Origin of the sequence: Dactylosporangium sp. CS-033363, from assembly GCF_050942475.1 — a bacterium.
In the GTDB taxonomy this organism is placed as follows: Bacteria; Actinomycetota; Actinomycetes; order Mycobacteriales; family Micromonosporaceae; genus Dactylosporangium.
In genome coordinates this window covers 9,668,967-9,684,208 of the sequence record NZ_CP192032.1, presented here as the reverse complement: position 1 = coordinate 9,684,208, position 15,242 = coordinate 9,668,967, and the positions used below count along the sequence as shown (strand labels likewise).

14 protein-coding genes are annotated in these 15,242 nt (G+C 72.6%); 5 read left to right on the top strand and 9 right to left on the bottom strand.

The genetic code is table 11. The features are described from left to right. Positions 1-6: 6 nt before the first annotated feature. On the bottom strand, positions 7-792 hold the full coding sequence (locus tag ACQPZ4_RS44660; RefSeq protein WP_433050714.1) for a VOC family protein: 786 nt from the start codon (positions 790-792) through the stop codon (positions 7-9). 289 nt (positions 793-1,081) lie between these two features. On the opposite strand from ACQPZ4_RS44660, the gene ACQPZ4_RS44655 reads away from it, so the two are divergent. Genes ACQPZ4_RS44655 through ACQPZ4_RS44640 form a run of 4 tightly spaced genes read left to right on the top strand, consistent with a single transcriptional unit; the run spans position 1,082 to position 4,283 of the window. Next, on the top strand, positions 1,082-2,155 hold the full coding sequence (locus tag ACQPZ4_RS44655) for a PhoH family protein (RefSeq protein WP_433050710.1): 1,074 nt from the start codon (positions 1,082-1,084) through the stop codon (positions 2,153-2,155). Between the two features lie 14 nt (positions 2,156-2,169). Further along, positions 2,170-2,625: an rRNA maturation RNase YbeY gene (ybeY, locus tag ACQPZ4_RS44650; protein WP_433050707.1), complete on the top strand. Its 456-nt coding sequence runs from the start codon at positions 2,170-2,172 to the stop codon at positions 2,623-2,625. 4 nt (positions 2,626-2,629) lie between these two features. Further along, positions 2,630-3,952, top strand: a complete 1,323-nt coding sequence (locus tag ACQPZ4_RS44645; RefSeq protein ID WP_433050704.1) for a hemolysin family protein — start codon at positions 2,630-2,632, stop codon at positions 3,950-3,952. Next, on the top strand, positions 3,945-4,283 hold the full coding sequence (locus tag ACQPZ4_RS44640) for a cytidine deaminase (RefSeq protein ID WP_433050701.1): 339 nt from the start codon (positions 3,945-3,947) through the stop codon (positions 4,281-4,283). Before ACQPZ4_RS44645 ends, ACQPZ4_RS44640 begins: the two co-directional genes overlap by 8 nt. Before the next feature lie 484 nt (positions 4,284-4,767). Here the strand turns inward: ACQPZ4_RS44640 and ACQPZ4_RS44635 are convergent, their stop codons facing one another. From ACQPZ4_RS44635 to ACQPZ4_RS44620, 4 genes are read right to left on the bottom strand one after another with little or no spacing between them, the layout of a single operon-like run. Beyond that, positions 4,768-5,565, bottom strand: coding sequence for an isoprenyl transferase (locus ACQPZ4_RS44635; RefSeq protein ID WP_433050698.1), 798 nt, complete (start codon positions 5,563-5,565; stop codon positions 4,768-4,770). Continuing rightward, positions 5,562-6,356: a DNA repair protein RecO gene (recO, locus tag ACQPZ4_RS44630; protein ID WP_433050695.1), complete on the bottom strand. Its 795-nt coding sequence runs from the start codon at positions 6,354-6,356 to the stop codon at positions 5,562-5,564. Before recO ends, ACQPZ4_RS44635 begins: the two co-directional genes overlap by 4 nt. Then, positions 6,356-7,249 (bottom strand): GTPase Era, encoded by an 894-nt coding sequence (era, locus tag ACQPZ4_RS44625; protein WP_433050692.1) that lies wholly within the window; start codon positions 7,247-7,249, stop codon positions 6,356-6,358. The genes recO and era overlap by 1 nt, the downstream gene beginning before the upstream one ends. A gap of 15 nt (positions 7,250-7,264) precedes the next feature. Then, a complete protein-coding gene (locus ACQPZ4_RS44620) occupies positions 7,265-10,477 on the bottom strand; it encodes an FtsK/SpoIIIE domain-containing protein (RefSeq protein ID WP_433050689.1) in 3,213 nt (1,070 codons plus the stop codon). Positions 10,478-10,676: 199 nt separating this feature from the next. On the opposite strand from ACQPZ4_RS44620, the gene ACQPZ4_RS44615 reads away from it, so the two are divergent. Further along, complete coding sequence (locus ACQPZ4_RS44615; protein WP_433050686.1) at positions 10,677-11,393, top strand: HAD family hydrolase; 717 nt, start codon at positions 10,677-10,679, stop codon at positions 11,391-11,393. On the opposite strand, the gene ACQPZ4_RS44610 is transcribed toward ACQPZ4_RS44615, so the two are convergent. Genes ACQPZ4_RS44610 through ACQPZ4_RS44595 form a run of 4 tightly spaced genes read right to left on the bottom strand, consistent with a single transcriptional unit; the run spans position 11,359 to position 15,228 of the window. Continuing rightward, positions 11,359-12,195 (bottom strand): sigma-70 family RNA polymerase sigma factor, encoded by an 837-nt coding sequence (locus tag ACQPZ4_RS44610; RefSeq protein WP_433050683.1) that lies wholly within the window; start codon positions 12,193-12,195, stop codon positions 11,359-11,361. The genes ACQPZ4_RS44615 and ACQPZ4_RS44610 overlap by 35 nt on opposite strands. Then, complete coding sequence (locus tag ACQPZ4_RS44605) at positions 12,179-13,066, bottom strand: aminotransferase class IV (RefSeq protein WP_433050680.1); 888 nt, start codon at positions 13,064-13,066, stop codon at positions 12,179-12,181. Before ACQPZ4_RS44605 ends, ACQPZ4_RS44610 begins: the two co-directional genes overlap by 17 nt. A 51-nt stretch (positions 13,067-13,117) precedes the next feature. Continuing rightward, complete coding sequence (locus tag ACQPZ4_RS44600) at positions 13,118-13,501, bottom strand: hypothetical protein (RefSeq protein WP_433050677.1); 384 nt, start codon at positions 13,499-13,501, stop codon at positions 13,118-13,120. After that, positions 13,501-15,228, bottom strand: a complete 1,728-nt coding sequence (locus ACQPZ4_RS44595; protein WP_433050674.1) for a PHP domain-containing protein — start codon at positions 15,226-15,228, stop codon at positions 13,501-13,503. The genes ACQPZ4_RS44600 and ACQPZ4_RS44595 overlap by 1 nt, the downstream gene beginning before the upstream one ends. Positions 15,229-15,242: the final 14 nt, after the last annotated feature.

The window sequence follows — 15,242 nt, the reverse complement described above, 5'->3', positions numbered from 1 at the left end:
CTCTTGCTAGCGATTGATCATCGTGAAGACCGCCCCGTTCGGGTCCTCGATCACGGCCAGGCGGCCGTGCGGGGAGTCGAAGGGGCCGTGCTGGACGCGGCCGCCGGCCTGGACGACGCGCTCCGCGGCGGCGTCGGTGTCGTCGGTGGCGAAGTAGACGGACCAGTGGGCGGGCACGCCGTCCCACTCCGACGTCATCGTGAGCCGCCCGGCGACCGGGTCGGCGTCACCGAGGCTCCACGCTGAGTAGTCGAACGGCTCGTCGTCGGCATCGGCGGTGCCGGGGACCTTGATTTGGCGGTACCCGAAAAGGCCGTGGTAGAAAAAGTCGGTCACGGTGGGCTCTCGCGTCGTCACTTCGGCCCAGCACAGGGCGCCGGTCTCGTCGAACAGCTGCGAGCCGGTGTGCCGGCCCGGCTCCCACGCGCCGAACGCCGCGCCCGACGGGTCCATGGCGAACAGCATCCGGCCGTTGTCCGGAATGTCCATCGGCGCGACGAGCAGCTTGCCGCCGTGCTCCTCGATGCGGTGGGACGTCTCGGCGAGGTCGTGCGACATGAGGTACAGGCTCCAGGCGGCCGGCAGCTGCTCGGAGCCGGGCATCGGGGGGCTCATGCCGGCCACGATCCGGCCGTTCCTCAGGCACATCACGTAGTTGCCGAAGTCGGCCCCGGTGTCGGCGTACTCCCAGCCGAACACGGTCGCGTAGAAGTGCTGCGCGGCCGGTACGTCGGCCGCCACGACATCCGCCCAGCAGGGCTCGCCGTCGATGTATCCGGTGCGCTCGACCATGGCTTGCGGCCTCCTCGGGAAATCGGTCAACTGCCTCCCTACCAGCGCAGGCGGGTCCTTCGTGGCGGTTTCGGCGCAGACGGCATGAACGGCCGAACACGTTCGGGGAGGTGTGCCCGTTTTCCGGCCCCGGACGGGTTCGGCGCCGCGCCGGGGCACCGGACCGGGCCGGTGGAAAAAATCGGGCGGGTCGCTGCAGCGGGTAGCCGATACCATGAAGAGCCTGGACATGAGCCCAGACTGGAGCGAGCCCGGAAGCAGGTGCTTGAGGCCCACCGTGGGCCAAGGTATGACCGAGACCCCGAACCCCGTGCCGGCAACCTCGTCGGAGCCGCCCGTGCGGGCCATCAGCAAGATCACTGTTCCCGACCCGCACGTCATGGTCAGGCTGCTCGGGGCCGGCGACGAGATCCTCAAGCTCGTCGAGCGGTCGGTGCAGAGCGATGTGCACGTGCGGGGCAACGAGATCACCATCACCGGCGCGGCCGCCGACAACGCCATGGCCGAGCGCATCTTCAGCGAGCTCATCGAGCTGGTGCGCAAGGGCGAGACGCTCACTCCGGACAACGTCCGGCGCACCGTCGGCATGCTGCAGCAGAACACCACCGAGCGCCCGGCCGAGGTGCTGACCCTCAACATCCTGTCCCGGCGGGGCCGCACCATCCGGCCCAAGACGCTGGGGCAGAAGCGCTACGTCGACTCGATCGACCAGCACACGATCGTGTTCGGCATCGGCCCGGCCGGTACGGGCAAGACGTACCTGGCCATGGCCAAGGCCGTCCAGTCGCTGCAGGCCAAGCAGGTCAACCGGATCATCCTGACGCGCCCGGCGGTCGAGGCGGGCGAGCGGCTGGGCTTCCTGCCCGGGACGCTGTACGACAAGATCGATCCGTATCTGCGGCCGCTGTACGACGCGCTGCACGACATGCTCGACCCGGAGTCCATCCCGAAGCTGATGGCGGCCGGGACGATCGAGGTGGCGCCGCTGGCGTACATGCGCGGCCGCACCCTCAACGACGCCTTCATCATTCTCGACGAGGCCCAGAACACCACGCCCGAGCAGATGAAGATGTTCCTCACGCGGCTCGGCTTCGGCTCGAAGATCGTCGTCACCGGCGACGTGACGCAGGTCGACCTGCCGGGGGGTACCCGCTCGGGCCTCCGGGTCGTCCGTGACATCCTCGACGGCGTCGAGGATGTCCACTTCGCCCAGCTCGGCAGCGCCGACGTCGTGCGCCACCGGCTGGTCAGTGAGATCGTCGACGCCTACGCCCGATGGGACGAAGCGCAGGAGGCTCAGCAGCCGGTGCGCGCAGTCCCGGACCGTGCCGCACAGGGCGGCCGGCCCGGGCGACGCAGATAGCCACGGGAGCGCTGTTGTCCATCGAGATCGCCAACGAGTCCGGCGTCGACGTCAACTCCGACACCGTCCTCGCGGTGGCTCGGCACGCGCTCGACGAGATGGGGGTCAACCCCCTCGCCGAGCTGTCGATCCTGTGCGTCGACGTCGAGTACATGACCGAGCTCAACCACCGCTGGATGGACGGCGACGGCCCGACGGACGTGCTGGCCTTCCCGATGGACGAGGGCAGCGTCGACCACGGGCCGGGCGAGGGCTCCGGCGAGCCGGCGCTGCTCGGCGACATCGTGCTCTGCCCGGAGGTGGCCGCCAAGCAGGCCGCCGCCGCCGGGCACGCCACGATCGACGAGCTGGCGCTGCTGACCGTGCACGGGATTCTGCACCTGCTCGGGTACGACCACGCGGAACCCGAGGAGGAGGCCGAGATGTTCGGCCTGCAGGCGAGGCTGCTGGAGAGCTGGCGAAAGTCGTGACACTGTGAGCGACGCCACACTGCTGACTACGGCGGCCGGACTGGTCGTCCTCGCGGGGCTGTTTGCGATGACCGACGCCGCGCTGAACGTCGTGTCGCCCGCTCGTGCGCACGAACTGGCCCGCGAGGGGAAGCCCGGGGCCGGGGCGCTGGAATCGATCGCGGCGGACCCGGCACGGTACATCAACCTGCTCTTGCTCCTGCGACTGCTGTGCGAGCTGACGGCGACGACGCTCGTCGCGCTCGAGACCGCGGCCGCCGTCGGGGGCCATCGCGACTGGCTGGCCGCGCTCATCACGGCCGGGGTCATGACCGTCATCAACTTCGTGGTGGTCGGGGTGGCCCCGCGCACGATGGGGCGCCAGCACGCGTACCACGTGGCCCGCTTCGCCGCGCCGCTCGTGCGCTGGCTCGGCACCGCGCTCGGGCCGCTCGCCCGGCTGCTGATCCTCATCGGCAACGCGGTGACGCCCGGCAAGGGGTACCGCGAGGGCCCCTTCGCCACCACGATCGAGCTGCGCGAACTGGTCGACATCGCCGAGCAGCGCGGCGTGGTCGAGCACGGCGAGCGCGACATGATCCACTCGGTCTTCGCCCTGGGCACGACCATCGCCCGCGAGGTCATGGTGCCGCGCACCGAGATGGTCTGGATAGAGGCCCACAAGACCGTGCGGCAGGGCCTGATGCTCGCCATGCGCAGCGGGTTCTCGCGCATCCCGGTGGTCGGCGAGAACGTCGACGACATTCTGGGCATCGTGTACCTCAAGGACCTGGTTCGCCGTACCGCCGGCAACGAGTCCGGAGCCGGCGAGATGCCGGTCGCCCAGGTCATGCGCGACGCCACGTTCGTGCCCGAGTCCAAGCCGGTCGACGACCTCCTGCGCGAGATGCAGGCGGCGCGCACGCACATGGCCGTGATCATCGACGAGTACGGCGGCACCGCGGGCCTGGTCACCATCGAGGACATCCTCGAGGAGATCGTCGGCGAGATCACCGACGAGTACGACGTGGCCGAGCGCCCGCCGGTCGAGGAGCTCCCGGACGGCTCGATCCGCGTCGTCGGCCGCCTGCCCATCGAGGACCTGGGCGAGCTGTTCAGCGTCGAGCTCCCGGCCGACGAGGTCGAGACCGTCGCCGGCCTGTTGGCGCAGGCCCTGGGCCGCGTCCCCATCCCGGGCGCGACGGCGGTGGTGGGCGGCCTGGTCCTGGTGGCCGAGGGCACCGCGGGCCGGCGCAACCGCATCGACACCGTCCTCGTACGCCGGGCCGACCCCGACGACGAGGACCAGGCCAGTCACGAGACCGAGAGGCAGCACGCCGATGCCTGACCTGTCCGCCGAGGACGCCAAACTGGTGACCCTGGCCCGCGCGGCCCGAGCCCGCATCGGCGCCGTGGAGGGCGCGGCGGTGCGGGACCAGGACGGGCGGACGTACAACGCGGCCTCGGTCGCGCTGCCGTCGCTCTCGCTCACGGCCCTGCAGCTCGCGGTGGCCTCGGCCGTCTCGTCCGGGGCCACGAAGCTGGAGGCGGCCGCGGTCGTCACGGAGGCCTCGACGCTGGACTCGGTGGGGCACGCGGCGGTGCGGGACGTGTCGCCGGGGGCGCCGATCCACCTGGCCGCCCCGGACGCCACCGTCTTCGCCACCGTCACCGACTGACCGCGTCGGCCCGCGTCGGCCCGCGTCGGCCCGCGTCGGCCCGCGTCGGCCCGCGTCGGCCCGCGTCGGCCCGCGTCGGCCCGCGTCGGCCCGCGTCGGCCCGCGTCGGCCCGCGTCGGCCCGCGTCGGCCCGCGTCGGCCCGCGTCGGCCCGCGTCGGCCCGCGTCGGCCCATGCCCGTCGCATCGTGAAGGTCGGCCTGGGCCTGCGCACGGCGGGCCAGGAACGTGGTGCCGTCGACCGCAGGAGCGGCGGCCGGCCACGCTCGCTCGCCGTTGCGGCAGAGCGCATGACGAGCCGCATCGCAAGGGCGTGAGCTGCGGTTTCGTGGCGCGGCACTACGGTGGGTGACTAAATGCTGATAAGTCCGAAATGTCGGGCGCGCCAGCGCCCGACATTTCGTGACCCAAGCCCCACAAGGCCAGAACGCGAGCCGGAGACCGTGAGGGGGTGTGGGTGGAGGCGGAGCCTCCCCCACGGAACGGCTAGACAGTCAGTGTGGGGATGACGGGATTCGGGATGGCTCCGCCGAAGCGGCGGTCGCGCTTCGCGTAGACCTCGCAGGCGTACCAGAGGTGGCGCCGGTCGAAGTCGGGCCAGAGCGTGTCCACCGAGACGAACTCGGCGTACGCCGCCTGCCAGATCATGAAGTTCGACGTCCGCATCTCGCCCGAGCTGCGGATCAAGAGGTCGACGTCCGGCAGGTCCGGTTCGTCCAGATAGCGGGCGAAGGTCTTCTCCGTGATGCGGTCGGCCTTCAGGCGCCCCGCCTTCACGTCGGCGGCGATGCGGGCCGCCGCGTCCGCGATCTCCGCTCGGCCGCCGTAGTTCACGCACATGGTGAACGTGAGGAGGTTGTTGTGGCGGGTGAGCTGCTCCGCGTACTCCAGCTCCGAGATCACCGAGCGCCAGAGGCGGGGGCGGCGGCCGGCCCAGCGGACCCGGATGCCCATCTCGTGGAACTCGTCGCGGCGGCGGTGGATGACGTCGCGGTTGAAGTTCATGAGGAAGCGGACCTCGTCCGGGGAGCGCTTCCAGTTTTCCGTGGAGAAGGCGTAGGCGCTGACGTACTTCACGCCGAGTTCGAGCGCGCCCTCGATGACGTCGAAGAGGGCGGCCTCGCCGGCGGTGTGGCCGGCCGTGCGGGGGAGCCCGCGCTCCTTGGCCCAGCGGCCGTTGCCGTCCATGATGATCGCCACGTGCTGGGGCACGGCCTCCTTCGGCAGCGCCGGCGGGCGGGCACCGGTCGGGTGCACGGACGGCGGGCGGAAGTTGCTGCTCACGGACGGTCCTTTCCAGAAACGGGGCGGGGGCGCTCCTCGCGATCAACCAAGGGTAGTGATCGCAGGGAGCGTTCCAGGTGCCACTGCAGGTGCGCGGCCACCAGGCCGCTCGCCTCGCGCTGATGGACCGGGGAGGCCGCGTCGGCCACCGTCCAGTCGCCCTCGGCCAGGGCGGTCATCAGGTCGATCGTGGCGGGGGCGGGGTGGGCCGCGCCGGGAGGGCGGCAGTCGGGGCAGACCGCGCCGCCGGCCGGGATCGAGAAGCCGCGGTGCGGGCCGCGCGTACCGCACACCGCGCACTCCCGCAGCGCCGGCGCCCAGCCCGCGGCGCCCATCGCGCGCAGCAGGTACGCGTCCAGCACGAGGCTGCAGGCGTGCTCGGCCACGGCCAGGGCCCGCAGCGCGCCCAGCGTGAGCTGGAAGAGCCGCAGCGAGGGCTCCTGCTCGATCGGGGTCAGGCGCTCGGCGGTCTCGGCGATCGCGCTCGCCACGGTGTAGCGCGAATAGTCCTCCAGGAAGCGGCGCCCGAACAGGTCGACGCCCTCCACCTGGCTGATGACGTCGAGCGTCCGGCCCTCCAGCAGCTGTACGTCGATGTGGCCGAACGGCTCCAGCCGCCCGCCGAACTTCGAGGTGGTGCGGCGCACGCCCTTGGCCACCGCGCGGATGCGGCCGTGGTGGCGGGTGAACAGCGTGATGATCCGGTCCGACTCGCCGAGCTTCTGCACCCGGAGGACCACGGCGTCGTCCCGGTACAGCTTCCCGCGAAAGCCAGAACCGCCCCCGGACATCAGAAGCCCAGGCGGCGAAGCTGCTTCGGGTCGCGCTGCCAGTCCTTGGCCACGCGCACGTGCAGGTCCAGGTACACCCGGCCGCCCAGCAGGTCCTCGATCTCGCGGCGGGCGCGGGTGCCGACCTCCTTGAGCCGGCTCGCCTGGTGACCGATGACGATCGCCTTCTGGCTGGGCCGCTCGACGTAGATGTCGGCGTAGATGCGGGTCAGGCCGTCCTCGGGGAGTACCTCCTCGACGAGGACGGCGATCGAGTGCGGCAGCTCGTCGCGCACCCCGTCGAGGGCCGCCTCGCGGATGAGCTCGGCCATCAGGACCTGCTCGGGCTCGTCCGTCAGCATGCCGTCCGGGTACAGCTGCGGCGACTTCGGCAGGTGCGAGACCATCACGTCGACCAGGGTCTCGACCTGCTCGCCGGAGCGGGCGCTCACCGGGACGATGTCGGCGAACGCGGCGAGGCGGTGCACCGCCAGCAGCCGCTCGGCCAGGGTCCCCTTGTCGACCAGGTCGATCTTGGTGACGACCGCGACCAGGGTGGCCTTGAGCTCGGCGATCTCGCCGCTGATGAACCGGTCGCCGCGGCCGATCTCCTCGTCCGCGGGCAGGCACAGGCCGATCACGTCGACCTCGCTCCAGGTCGCCCGGACCAGGTCGTTGAGGCGCTCGCCGAGCAGCGTGCGCGGGCGGTGCAGCCCGGGCGTGTCGACCAGCACGAGCTGGGAGTCCTCGCGGTGCACGACGCCGCGGATGGTGTGCCGGGTCGTCTGTGGTTTCGGCGAGGTGATCGCGATCTTCTGCCCGACGATGGCGTTGGTCAGCGTCGACTTGCCGGCGTTGGGACGGCCGACGAAGCAGGCGAAGCCCGCGCGGTACTCACCCGGTGTGTGCTGCACGATGGTTCAGCGTACTCAAACCTCCAGCTGCAACTGGCGCGGGCGCTGTGCAGGAGTTGTGGGCACGTGTGCAGAAGCCGTGGCGACCTGCAGTTCCACCGTGCTCTCGACCACACCGCGGCCCGCCGCGCGCAGCACGATCCGGCCCGGCATCAGCCGGGAGAGTGACGTCGGGATGGCGCTGCGCTGCTCGGTGGCGAGGACGAGGTGCACCCCGACCGCCTTGCCGCCGGTCGCGATCGCGGTCAGCTCGTCGTTGAGCAGCGCGTCGTAGCCGTCGACGAGGACGAGCACGCGCGCGCCGTCGTGTTCCGCGAGGGCCGCACGCTCCGTGACGAGCTTGCCGATCGTGCCCAGAAGCTTCGCGGCGTCCGCCGGACTGTCGAAGGAAACGCGGTACACCCGGAGTGCCCCACCGTCGTAGCGCTTGGCGAACGCGACGGCCACCGTGTCCAGCAGGGTCGACTTGCCGGCGCCCGTGGGCCCGAAGACCAGCAGGTGGCCGAGCTCGTCGAGGTCCAGCGGCCAGACCTGCACGGCCTGGGAGTTGGGCAGGTCGACCATGCCGATCGGGGCGGCGAACGCCTCCCGGCTCGACTCGGGCAGCTCCGGCAGCGCGTCCAGCTCGTAGCTCGCGTCCAGCGGCGCGTGCCAGGCCTTCGGCTGGTCGGGCACCCGCGCCTCCCGGTGGGCGGCCGAGATGGCCACCACGAGCCGCTGCAGGTCGGTGACCTCGCCGTCCTCCACGACGGGCGGCTCAGGATCATCGGGCTCGTCATGGTCGAAAACCGGAACCGGCGTGTGCAGGCCCGACTCGAAGCGCCACTCGCTGACCAGGGTCGGGCCGTGCGAGCGGTCGGACGGGGAGCGCGCCCCGCCGTAGGCGATCTGCACGGCGTCGGGGTCCGAGGTCACCGTCCGCACGAACGCGCGGCCGGGCAGCAGCGGGGACAGGTGGGCGGCGTCCGGGCGCTCCAGGACCTCCAGGCTGTCCTGCTCGTCCTCGACCCGCAGCGCGATGCGCAGCGGGGCCTCCGCGCGCATGTCGTCGTCGATCTCGCCCGCCGGGCACGCCGTCGACAGCAGCAGGTGTACTCCCGCCGCCCGCCCCCGTCTCGCCAGCTCGCGCAGGCCGGTGACGAACTCCGGCGGCGCCGCGGTGAACTCGGCCACCACGATGAGCAGGTTGGCGGGCGCGGCCGCCGGGTGCCGCCGCTCCATCTCCACGATGTCCTTGACCGCGTGCCGGCGCAGCACCGCCTCGCGCCGGCGCACCTCGGCGCCGAGCGAGACCAGGATGCGCCGGGCCATGTACGCGTCGTCGCCGGTGAACAGCCCGACCGTGTGCGGCAGCTCGGTGCACTCGGCGAACGTGGTGCCGGCGTGGTCGACGAGCACGAAGGTGAGCCGGTTCGCCGGGTACGTCGCGGCCAGCGCGGCCAGGTAGGAGCGCAGCAGCCAGGCCCGCCCGGAGCCGGGCGCGCCCGCGATGATGCCGTTGGGCCCGTCGCGGCGCAGGTCGACCACGAGCGGGCCGGTGCCGCCGAAGCCGATCGGGGCGGCCAGGCCGCGGTCGCGGGTGGCGGGCACCCAGCGCTTCACGATCGCGCTCGGGGCCGGCTCCCCGCCGAGGCCCAGGACCTCGCCGAGCGGGGCGATCCGGGGCGCCGCGCCGCCGGCCGCGTCGCGGTTGGCGGCCAGGGCGTGCGCGACCCGGTCGGCGACCTCGGCGCCGATCCCGTCGCCGGTGAGCGCGACGACCCCGGCCGGCAGCTCCTGGGCCGTCGCGGCCGCCGTGAGCAGGCTGATCCCCCCGCGCGGGCCGTCCTCGACGAGACGGGCGAGCGACTCGGGCGGTACCGAATCCGGGTCTGGCAGTAGAACGACGACATGGGGGACGAACTGCTCGGCGATCGCGTGCCGGCCCAGCCGGCGCTGCCGCAGCAGGGCCTCCACCAGGGCCAGGACCCGGCGGCGGTCCTCCTCCTGGGCGGCCACCGTGCGGGCGCCCGGCGCGAAGGCCGCGGTCAGGGTGCGGGTGTGCGGCAGCCAGCCGGTCCACCGCCAGTGCTCGGCCTCCTCCGGCGTGGCCAGCACGACCAGGGCCAGGTCGTTCGGGCCGGCCAGGGTGGCCAGCTGGACGACCCAGGAGCGCAGCAGCGCCCGGCGGGTCTCCTCGTCGCCGTGCGCGCCGAGCGCCCCGAGCGTGCGCAGGTCGGCCTCGACCGGGACGTCGGGGTCGGTCGCGTACCGCTGCCGCAGCGCCCCGATCCGCTCGGTGTGCGCGGGATCGAAGTCGCCGGTGGTCGCCGCCTGCTCGAAGCGCAGCCGGCTCGGCTGGTCGGCGGTGGCGATGCGCAGCGTGAGGAAGTCCCGGTCGTCGGGGCGGCGGGCCGGCTTCTCCTGCCGGTCGGCCGCCCGGGCCAGGTGGGCCACGCTGGGCACCTCGGTGCGGCGGGCCTGCACGACGGCGCGGTGCTTGATGGCCGCGTCGGCCTCGGCCCGCTCCATGGCCGCGTCGAACTCGGCGGCGGGGTCGGCGGACTTGCGGCGCAGGGCCAGGCGGCGGCGTTTGAGCGGTTGCGGTACCACGGGAAGCCAGACCGCCGGCGGAGGACCCTTCGGCAGCGGATCGTCCGCGGGCACCTCCTCGACCGTGACCAGCGTGGCCCCGAGCCGCAGCAGCTGCCCGCCGGCCAGCGTGGCCGTCCCGGCCAGCGGCTCCCCGTCGAGCCGGGTGCCGCCCGGGGAGCGCAGGTCGGTGGCGGCCACCTCGTGGCTGCCGATGCCCAGGTGCAGGTGGCGCCGGCCGGCCGTCGGGTCGGTGAGCACCAGGTCGCTCGCCGGATCGGTGCCGATCACGAACTCGCCCGGGCTCAGCGGCAGCCAGACCCCGGCGTCCGGCCCGGCCAGCACCAGCAGCTCGAAGCGGTGCCCCTCGGCCCGCTGCGGCCGCTCGGGGCGCTGCTCGGGCGGGGCCAGCAGGATCGCGTCGCCGCAGCGGATCCCCTGGTCGCCCAGCGGGCGGTTGGGGTCGAGGCGGCGGCCGGTGCGGGCCAGCCAGGCCCAGGTGGTCTGTTGCGGCCGGTCGGCCGGGTCGAGCAGCCCCAGCAGGGCGGCGACGAGGTCGGCCACGGCCCCGCCCGGGTCGGCCCGCAACCGGACGGTGCGATCCAGGGTCGCGGCCGAGTCGCGCCTGGCCACTCGCACGTCGATCAGCAGGTCCATGGACCGGCCCCTTTCTTCCCGCGCAGCGAAATCCGTCGTCGGTCCCGAGAAAGCCTGGTGGCGGGGCGGACGCACTGCGAGGCTCCGCCCTCGACAGTAAGCGCCGCGACGCCGAGTGGATCGCATCGACGCGCGCCAGGATTTCCTGCTATTCCCTCATAAAACGGGCCGAAAGCCGTATGGGTTACCCTCGTGGACCATGACAACGCGAGTGGCGATGTGGTCCGGGCCCAGAAACATCTCCACCGCGATGATGCGCAGCTTCGGCGCGCGGCCCGACACGGTCGTCGTCGACGAGCCCCTCTACGCGCACTACCTGGCCGAGACCGGCCTCGAGCACCCGGGGCGGGACGAGATCCTCGGCTCCCAGCCGCGGCGGTGGCAGGACGCCGTGGCCGGGCTGCTCGCGCCCGTCGACGCCGCGGTGTTCTACCAGAAGCACATGACCCACCACCTGTTAACGGAGATCGGGCGGGACTGGCTCGGGCAGGTCAGCAACGCGTTCCTGATCCGCGACCCGGCGTACGTGGTCGCCTCCTACGCCAAGGTGCGCGGCGAGCCGACGCTGGAGGATCTCGGGTACCCCCAGCAGGTCGAGATCTTCCGCTCCCACGGCGGCCCGGTCGTCGACGCCGCGGACGTGCTGCGCGACCCGGCGGGCACGCTGTCCGCCCTGTGCGCCGCGCTCGGCCTGGACTGGGACCCGGCCATGCTGAGCTGGCCGGCCGGGCGGCGGGACACCGACGGGGTCTGGGCGCCGCACTGGTACGCCGCGGTCGAGCGCTCCACCGGCTTCTCGCCCTGGGACCCGAGGCCCGCCGACGTCCCCGAGCACCTCCGGGGCCTGGTGGACCGGGCCCGGCCGCTGTACGACGAGCTCGCTACGGCGGCGCTGCGGGCAGGCCGAACCGGCTGAAGTCGGCCTCCAGGAACGACACCACCTCGGCCACGAGCGGCCCCTCGAACCGCAGCACGTCCAGGCCGGACGGCACGAACCCGCCGTCCACCCTCCGGTAGGTGCCGAACGCGAGCTGTCCGTTCGCCGTGGCGGGCAGGAACCGCCACTCGAACCCCGCCAGGTCGGCCACCAGCGCGCGGACGGCGTCGCGGCCGGCATAGCGCTCCTCCAGGGGCGGCATCGAGTACCGCGCGTCCTGCGTCAGCATCGCCACGATCGCGTCGACGTCGCCCGACTCCCAGGCCCGCGCGTACCGGGCGGCCTGCTCCCGGACCTTGTCGTCGGGGGCGACGCCGGCCGGAGCCACGTGCCTGGCCCGCTGCAGGGCGCTGTTCACCGCCGCGACGGAGGTGCCCAGCATCTGCGCCGTCTCGGCGGCGGAGAATCCGAGCAGGTTGCGCAGCAGCAGCACGGCGCGCTGGCGGGCGGTCAGGCGCAGCAGCGCGGCCACGAACGCCAGCTCCATGCCCTCCTGCGCGACGACCGCCGCCTCGGCCGCCGGGACCGGGTAGGGCTCGGGCCACTCGGGCGCCCGCCGGCGGCCCTTGAGCATGGTCAGGCAGCGGTTGGTGGCGATGGTGAACAGCCACGGCCGCACCGTGGCGGCGTCGAAGCGCCCGGCGCTCTTCCAGGCCCGCAGCAGCGTCTCCTGCACGGCGTCCTCGGCGTCGTCGAGCGAGCCGAGCATCCGGTAGCAGTGCGCGCGCAGCTGCGGCCGCAGCGGGCCGGTGAGCGCCTCGAACTCAGACGGGGACGGCATTCGTACGGGCGTGCTCGCGGTACAGCTCCGCGATCCGGCTCGTCACCGGGCCGACCTTCCCGTCCCCGATCGGGCGGCCGTCGATGGCGACGACGCCCGCGATCTCGCCCATGGTCCCGGTGCAGAAGACCTCGTCCGCGGTGTACAGCTCCACCTGCGCCAGATCCCGCACGTGCACCGGCACCGGCGCGATGCGCAGCACGGTGTCGCGGGTGATGCCCTCCGGGCAGGCGACCGCGCGCGGGGTCAGCAGCTCGCCGCCGGCCACCGCGAACAGGTGGGTGGCGTTGGTCTCGGCCACGAAGCCGCGCGCGTCGAGCATCATCGCGTCGTCGGCCCCGGCCACGTTCGCCTCGAGCTTGGCGAGGATCGAGTTGAGCAGGTTGTTGTGGTGGATGCGCGGGTCGAGCACGTCCGGGCCGGGCCGGCGGACGCTGCTCGTGACGAGGGTCAGGCCGCTCGTGTCGTACACCGGCGCCTTGAACTCGGCGAGCACGATCAGCGTGCAGCCGGAGCGGTTGAGCCGCGGGTCCATGCCGCTGGTGACCTTCACGCCGCGGGTCAGGGTCAGCCGCACGTGCACGCCGTCGCGCATGTCGTTGGCGGCGAGCGTCGCGCGCAGGGCCGCGATCACGTCGGCGTCGGCCGGGATGCCCTCGAAGCCCAGGGCGACGGCCGAGCGCCGCAGCCGGGCGAGGTGCTCGTGCAGGCCGTAGACGCCGCCGTCGTAAAGCCGCAGCCCCTCCCACACCGCGTCGCCGCCCTGCACCACGGAGTCGAACGGGGACAGGCCCGGCTCGTCCCGATGCCGGAGCGTGCCGTTGACCCAGTACTTCACGTCGGCGTTGCGCTCGTCGTACCGCTGCAGCATGCCCCCGAGACTAGCCCGGGGGCACGCCGCAACAGGTTCAGTGATCCGCGTTCAGTGGTCCGCGCAGCAGGGCCGGTTGTTCGGCGGCTCGAAGGGCACCAGCACGCCGCCCCGGCCGAACTGGGTGACCAGCGTGAGCGCCCCGTCGCGCCAGATCGGCCGCACGAAGTCGCGCGTGTCGACCAGCATCTCCGGTACGGCCGTCATGCCGCCCAGGATCACGACCTTCTCGATCGCCGAGCCGGCCAGGATCGCCGACACCGCGATGGTGCCCTTGAGGGCCGCGTGACCCTCGAACACCACCTGGCGGGCGCCCTCCGGGGGTTGCTCCGCCTCGGTGCCGACGGCGACCTGCCCGCCGGAGAAGTACGTGAACGCGGGGCGGCCTTCCGTCAGGATGTGATGGTCGGCCGCCTGGACGTCGGGGAACGGCATTACCGGGGGAGAACCCAGATCGGGTTCGCGTAGAACCAGAGGTCCTTCCACGGGTCGGCGTCGCCGAGGACGTCGATCGCGGGGCCGACCGGGTCGATGGCCGCACCCAGGTAGCCGGGGGCGGTGCGGTTGCCGTCGGTGCCGCGGACGCGGACGTAGAACGGCTGGTCCGCCACGCCCAGGTCGTAGGTGAACGACACCGAGCCCGAGGTCTTGGTGACCTCGAACGACTGCACGACCTTGGTGTCGGGGGCCTTGAACGTGTCCTTGTCGGACACGGCGCCCTTGACGGCGCCACGGATGACGTCGACGCGGGCCAGCTTCGGCACGAAGTTCGCCCAGTTCGCCTTGGCGGCCAGGTCGATCTTGATGACCAGCTCGGCGCGCTGGCCGCGGCGCAGCTGCAGCGAGCCGCCCAGGGTGGTGCCGACCGGCGAGCCCTTGACGCGCACCTGCACGTCGAGACCGTCGATCAGGCCGCCGTGGTCGACCCACACGCGGCCGTTGCGCATGCCGTCCATGACCGCCGCGTAGCTGAAGTTGCTCGAGCCGACGTGGGTGCGGCTGTAGTAGCCGGGCCAGAAGTCACCCGGGGTGAGGCTGGTCGGCTGGCCGTAGACCGGGTCGAAGTGGTAGCCGTTGGTGTTGAAGTCCGTGTTGTCGGGGCGCTTCGCCGTCTCCTCGTACACGACGTGCGAGTCCGAGTTCGCGGTGATCCACCACGCCTTGCCCTCGGCCAGGAGGCTGTCCCAGAGGCCGCCGACGGTGGCGGTCATCCAGTCGAAGCCGCCCCAGGTGCGGTAGCTCTCCAGCGGGTAGCCCTGGTACGAGTTCGCGTTGGGGGCGTTCTCGTAGAAGCCGCGGCCCGCGCCGCCGCCGAGCGGCTTGGCGATGCCGGCGGCCTGGTGGCCGGGGGCGCCCTCGAAGCCGATCGCGATGCGCGGGTTGGCGTCGCGCCAGCCGCGGATCTCGTGCGGCGAGTCGATGCCGTTGCGGGCCGGGTGGTTGGCCAGGAACAGGGCGTCCTGGACCCGCCGCTTGGTGACCTGGTCGCCGAGGAACTTGATGCCGGCGATGGCGAGGGCCTCGGTCACGTTGGCCGGGTTCACCGCGCCCTGGACCGAGCCGTCGAAGGTGTTCTCGAACTCCTTGAGGACGGCGACCTCGTTGGCACCGGGGTGCACGAAGACGGTGCCGTGCTCGGCGGCCGGGATGTTCCACTCCAGGCCCTGGAAGACCAGCATGTCCTTGTAGTCTTCGCGGGCCGCGCGGATGCCCGGGTTGACCTTGTCGACACCGATCTTGGCGTGGTTGACGCTGCCGTGGTCGGTGATGACCATCCAGTCCAGGCCGAACGCCGACGCGTGCTTCACGTGGTCGTCGACCCGGTACATCGCGTCGCTGGAGAACTGGGTGTGGATGTGGTGGTCGCCCGCCAGCCACTTGAGGTTGTTGTTCGACGGACGGCCGTGACCGTGGCGGTCCCAGCCGTCGAAGTCGTGGTGGTCGTCATCGCCGTGCGCGTGCGCGACACCGGCGTTCGCCAGCGCGCCGCCCGCGGCGGCAGCGGCGCCGAGCAGGCCGGCGCGGCGCAGGAAACCGCGGCGGGAGACGTCGCCGGGGGAGAGCTCGCTGTCCGGGATCGACGCGTCGAGCACCGCGGGGACGTCGCCGGTGGTCGCCGGCATGTCCGCGTGGTGATGGTGGTGGCCGTGGCCGTGGCCCATGGAAGGCACTCCTC

Excerpts from the sequence above, each read along its gene's own strand:
- ACQPZ4_RS44660 (WP_433050714.1), bottom strand. The coding sequence starts at position 792 with ATGGTCGAGCGCACCGGATACATCGACGGCGAGCCCTGCTGGGCGGAT.
- ACQPZ4_RS44655 (WP_433050710.1), top strand. The coding sequence starts at position 1,082 with ATGACCGAGACCCCGAACCCCGTGCCGGCAACCTCGTCGGAGCCGCCC.
- ACQPZ4_RS44640 (WP_433050701.1), top strand. The coding sequence starts at position 3,945 with ATGCCTGACCTGTCCGCCGAGGACGCCAAACTGGTGACCCTGGCCCGC.
- recO (WP_433050695.1), bottom strand. The coding sequence starts at position 6,356 with ATGTCCGGGGGCGGTTCTGGCTTTCGCGGGAAGCTGTACCGGGACGAC.
- ACQPZ4_RS44620 (WP_433050689.1), bottom strand. The coding sequence starts at position 10,477 with ATGGACCTGCTGATCGACGTGCGAGTGGCCAGGCGCGACTCGGCCGCG.
- ACQPZ4_RS44615 (WP_433050686.1), top strand. The coding sequence starts at position 10,677 with ATGACAACGCGAGTGGCGATGTGGTCCGGGCCCAGAAACATCTCCACC.
- ACQPZ4_RS44610 (WP_433050683.1), bottom strand. The coding sequence starts at position 12,195 with ATGCCGTCCCCGTCTGAGTTCGAGGCGCTCACCGGCCCGCTGCGGCCG.
- ACQPZ4_RS44605 (WP_433050680.1), bottom strand. The coding sequence starts at position 13,066 with ATGCTGCAGCGGTACGACGAGCGCAACGCCGACGTGAAGTACTGGGTC.
- ACQPZ4_RS44600 (WP_433050677.1), bottom strand. The coding sequence starts at position 13,501 with ATGCCGTTCCCCGACGTCCAGGCGGCCGACCATCACATCCTGACGGAA.
- ACQPZ4_RS44595 (WP_433050674.1), bottom strand. The coding sequence starts at position 15,228 with ATGGGCCACGGCCACGGCCACCACCATCACCACGCGGACATGCCGGCG.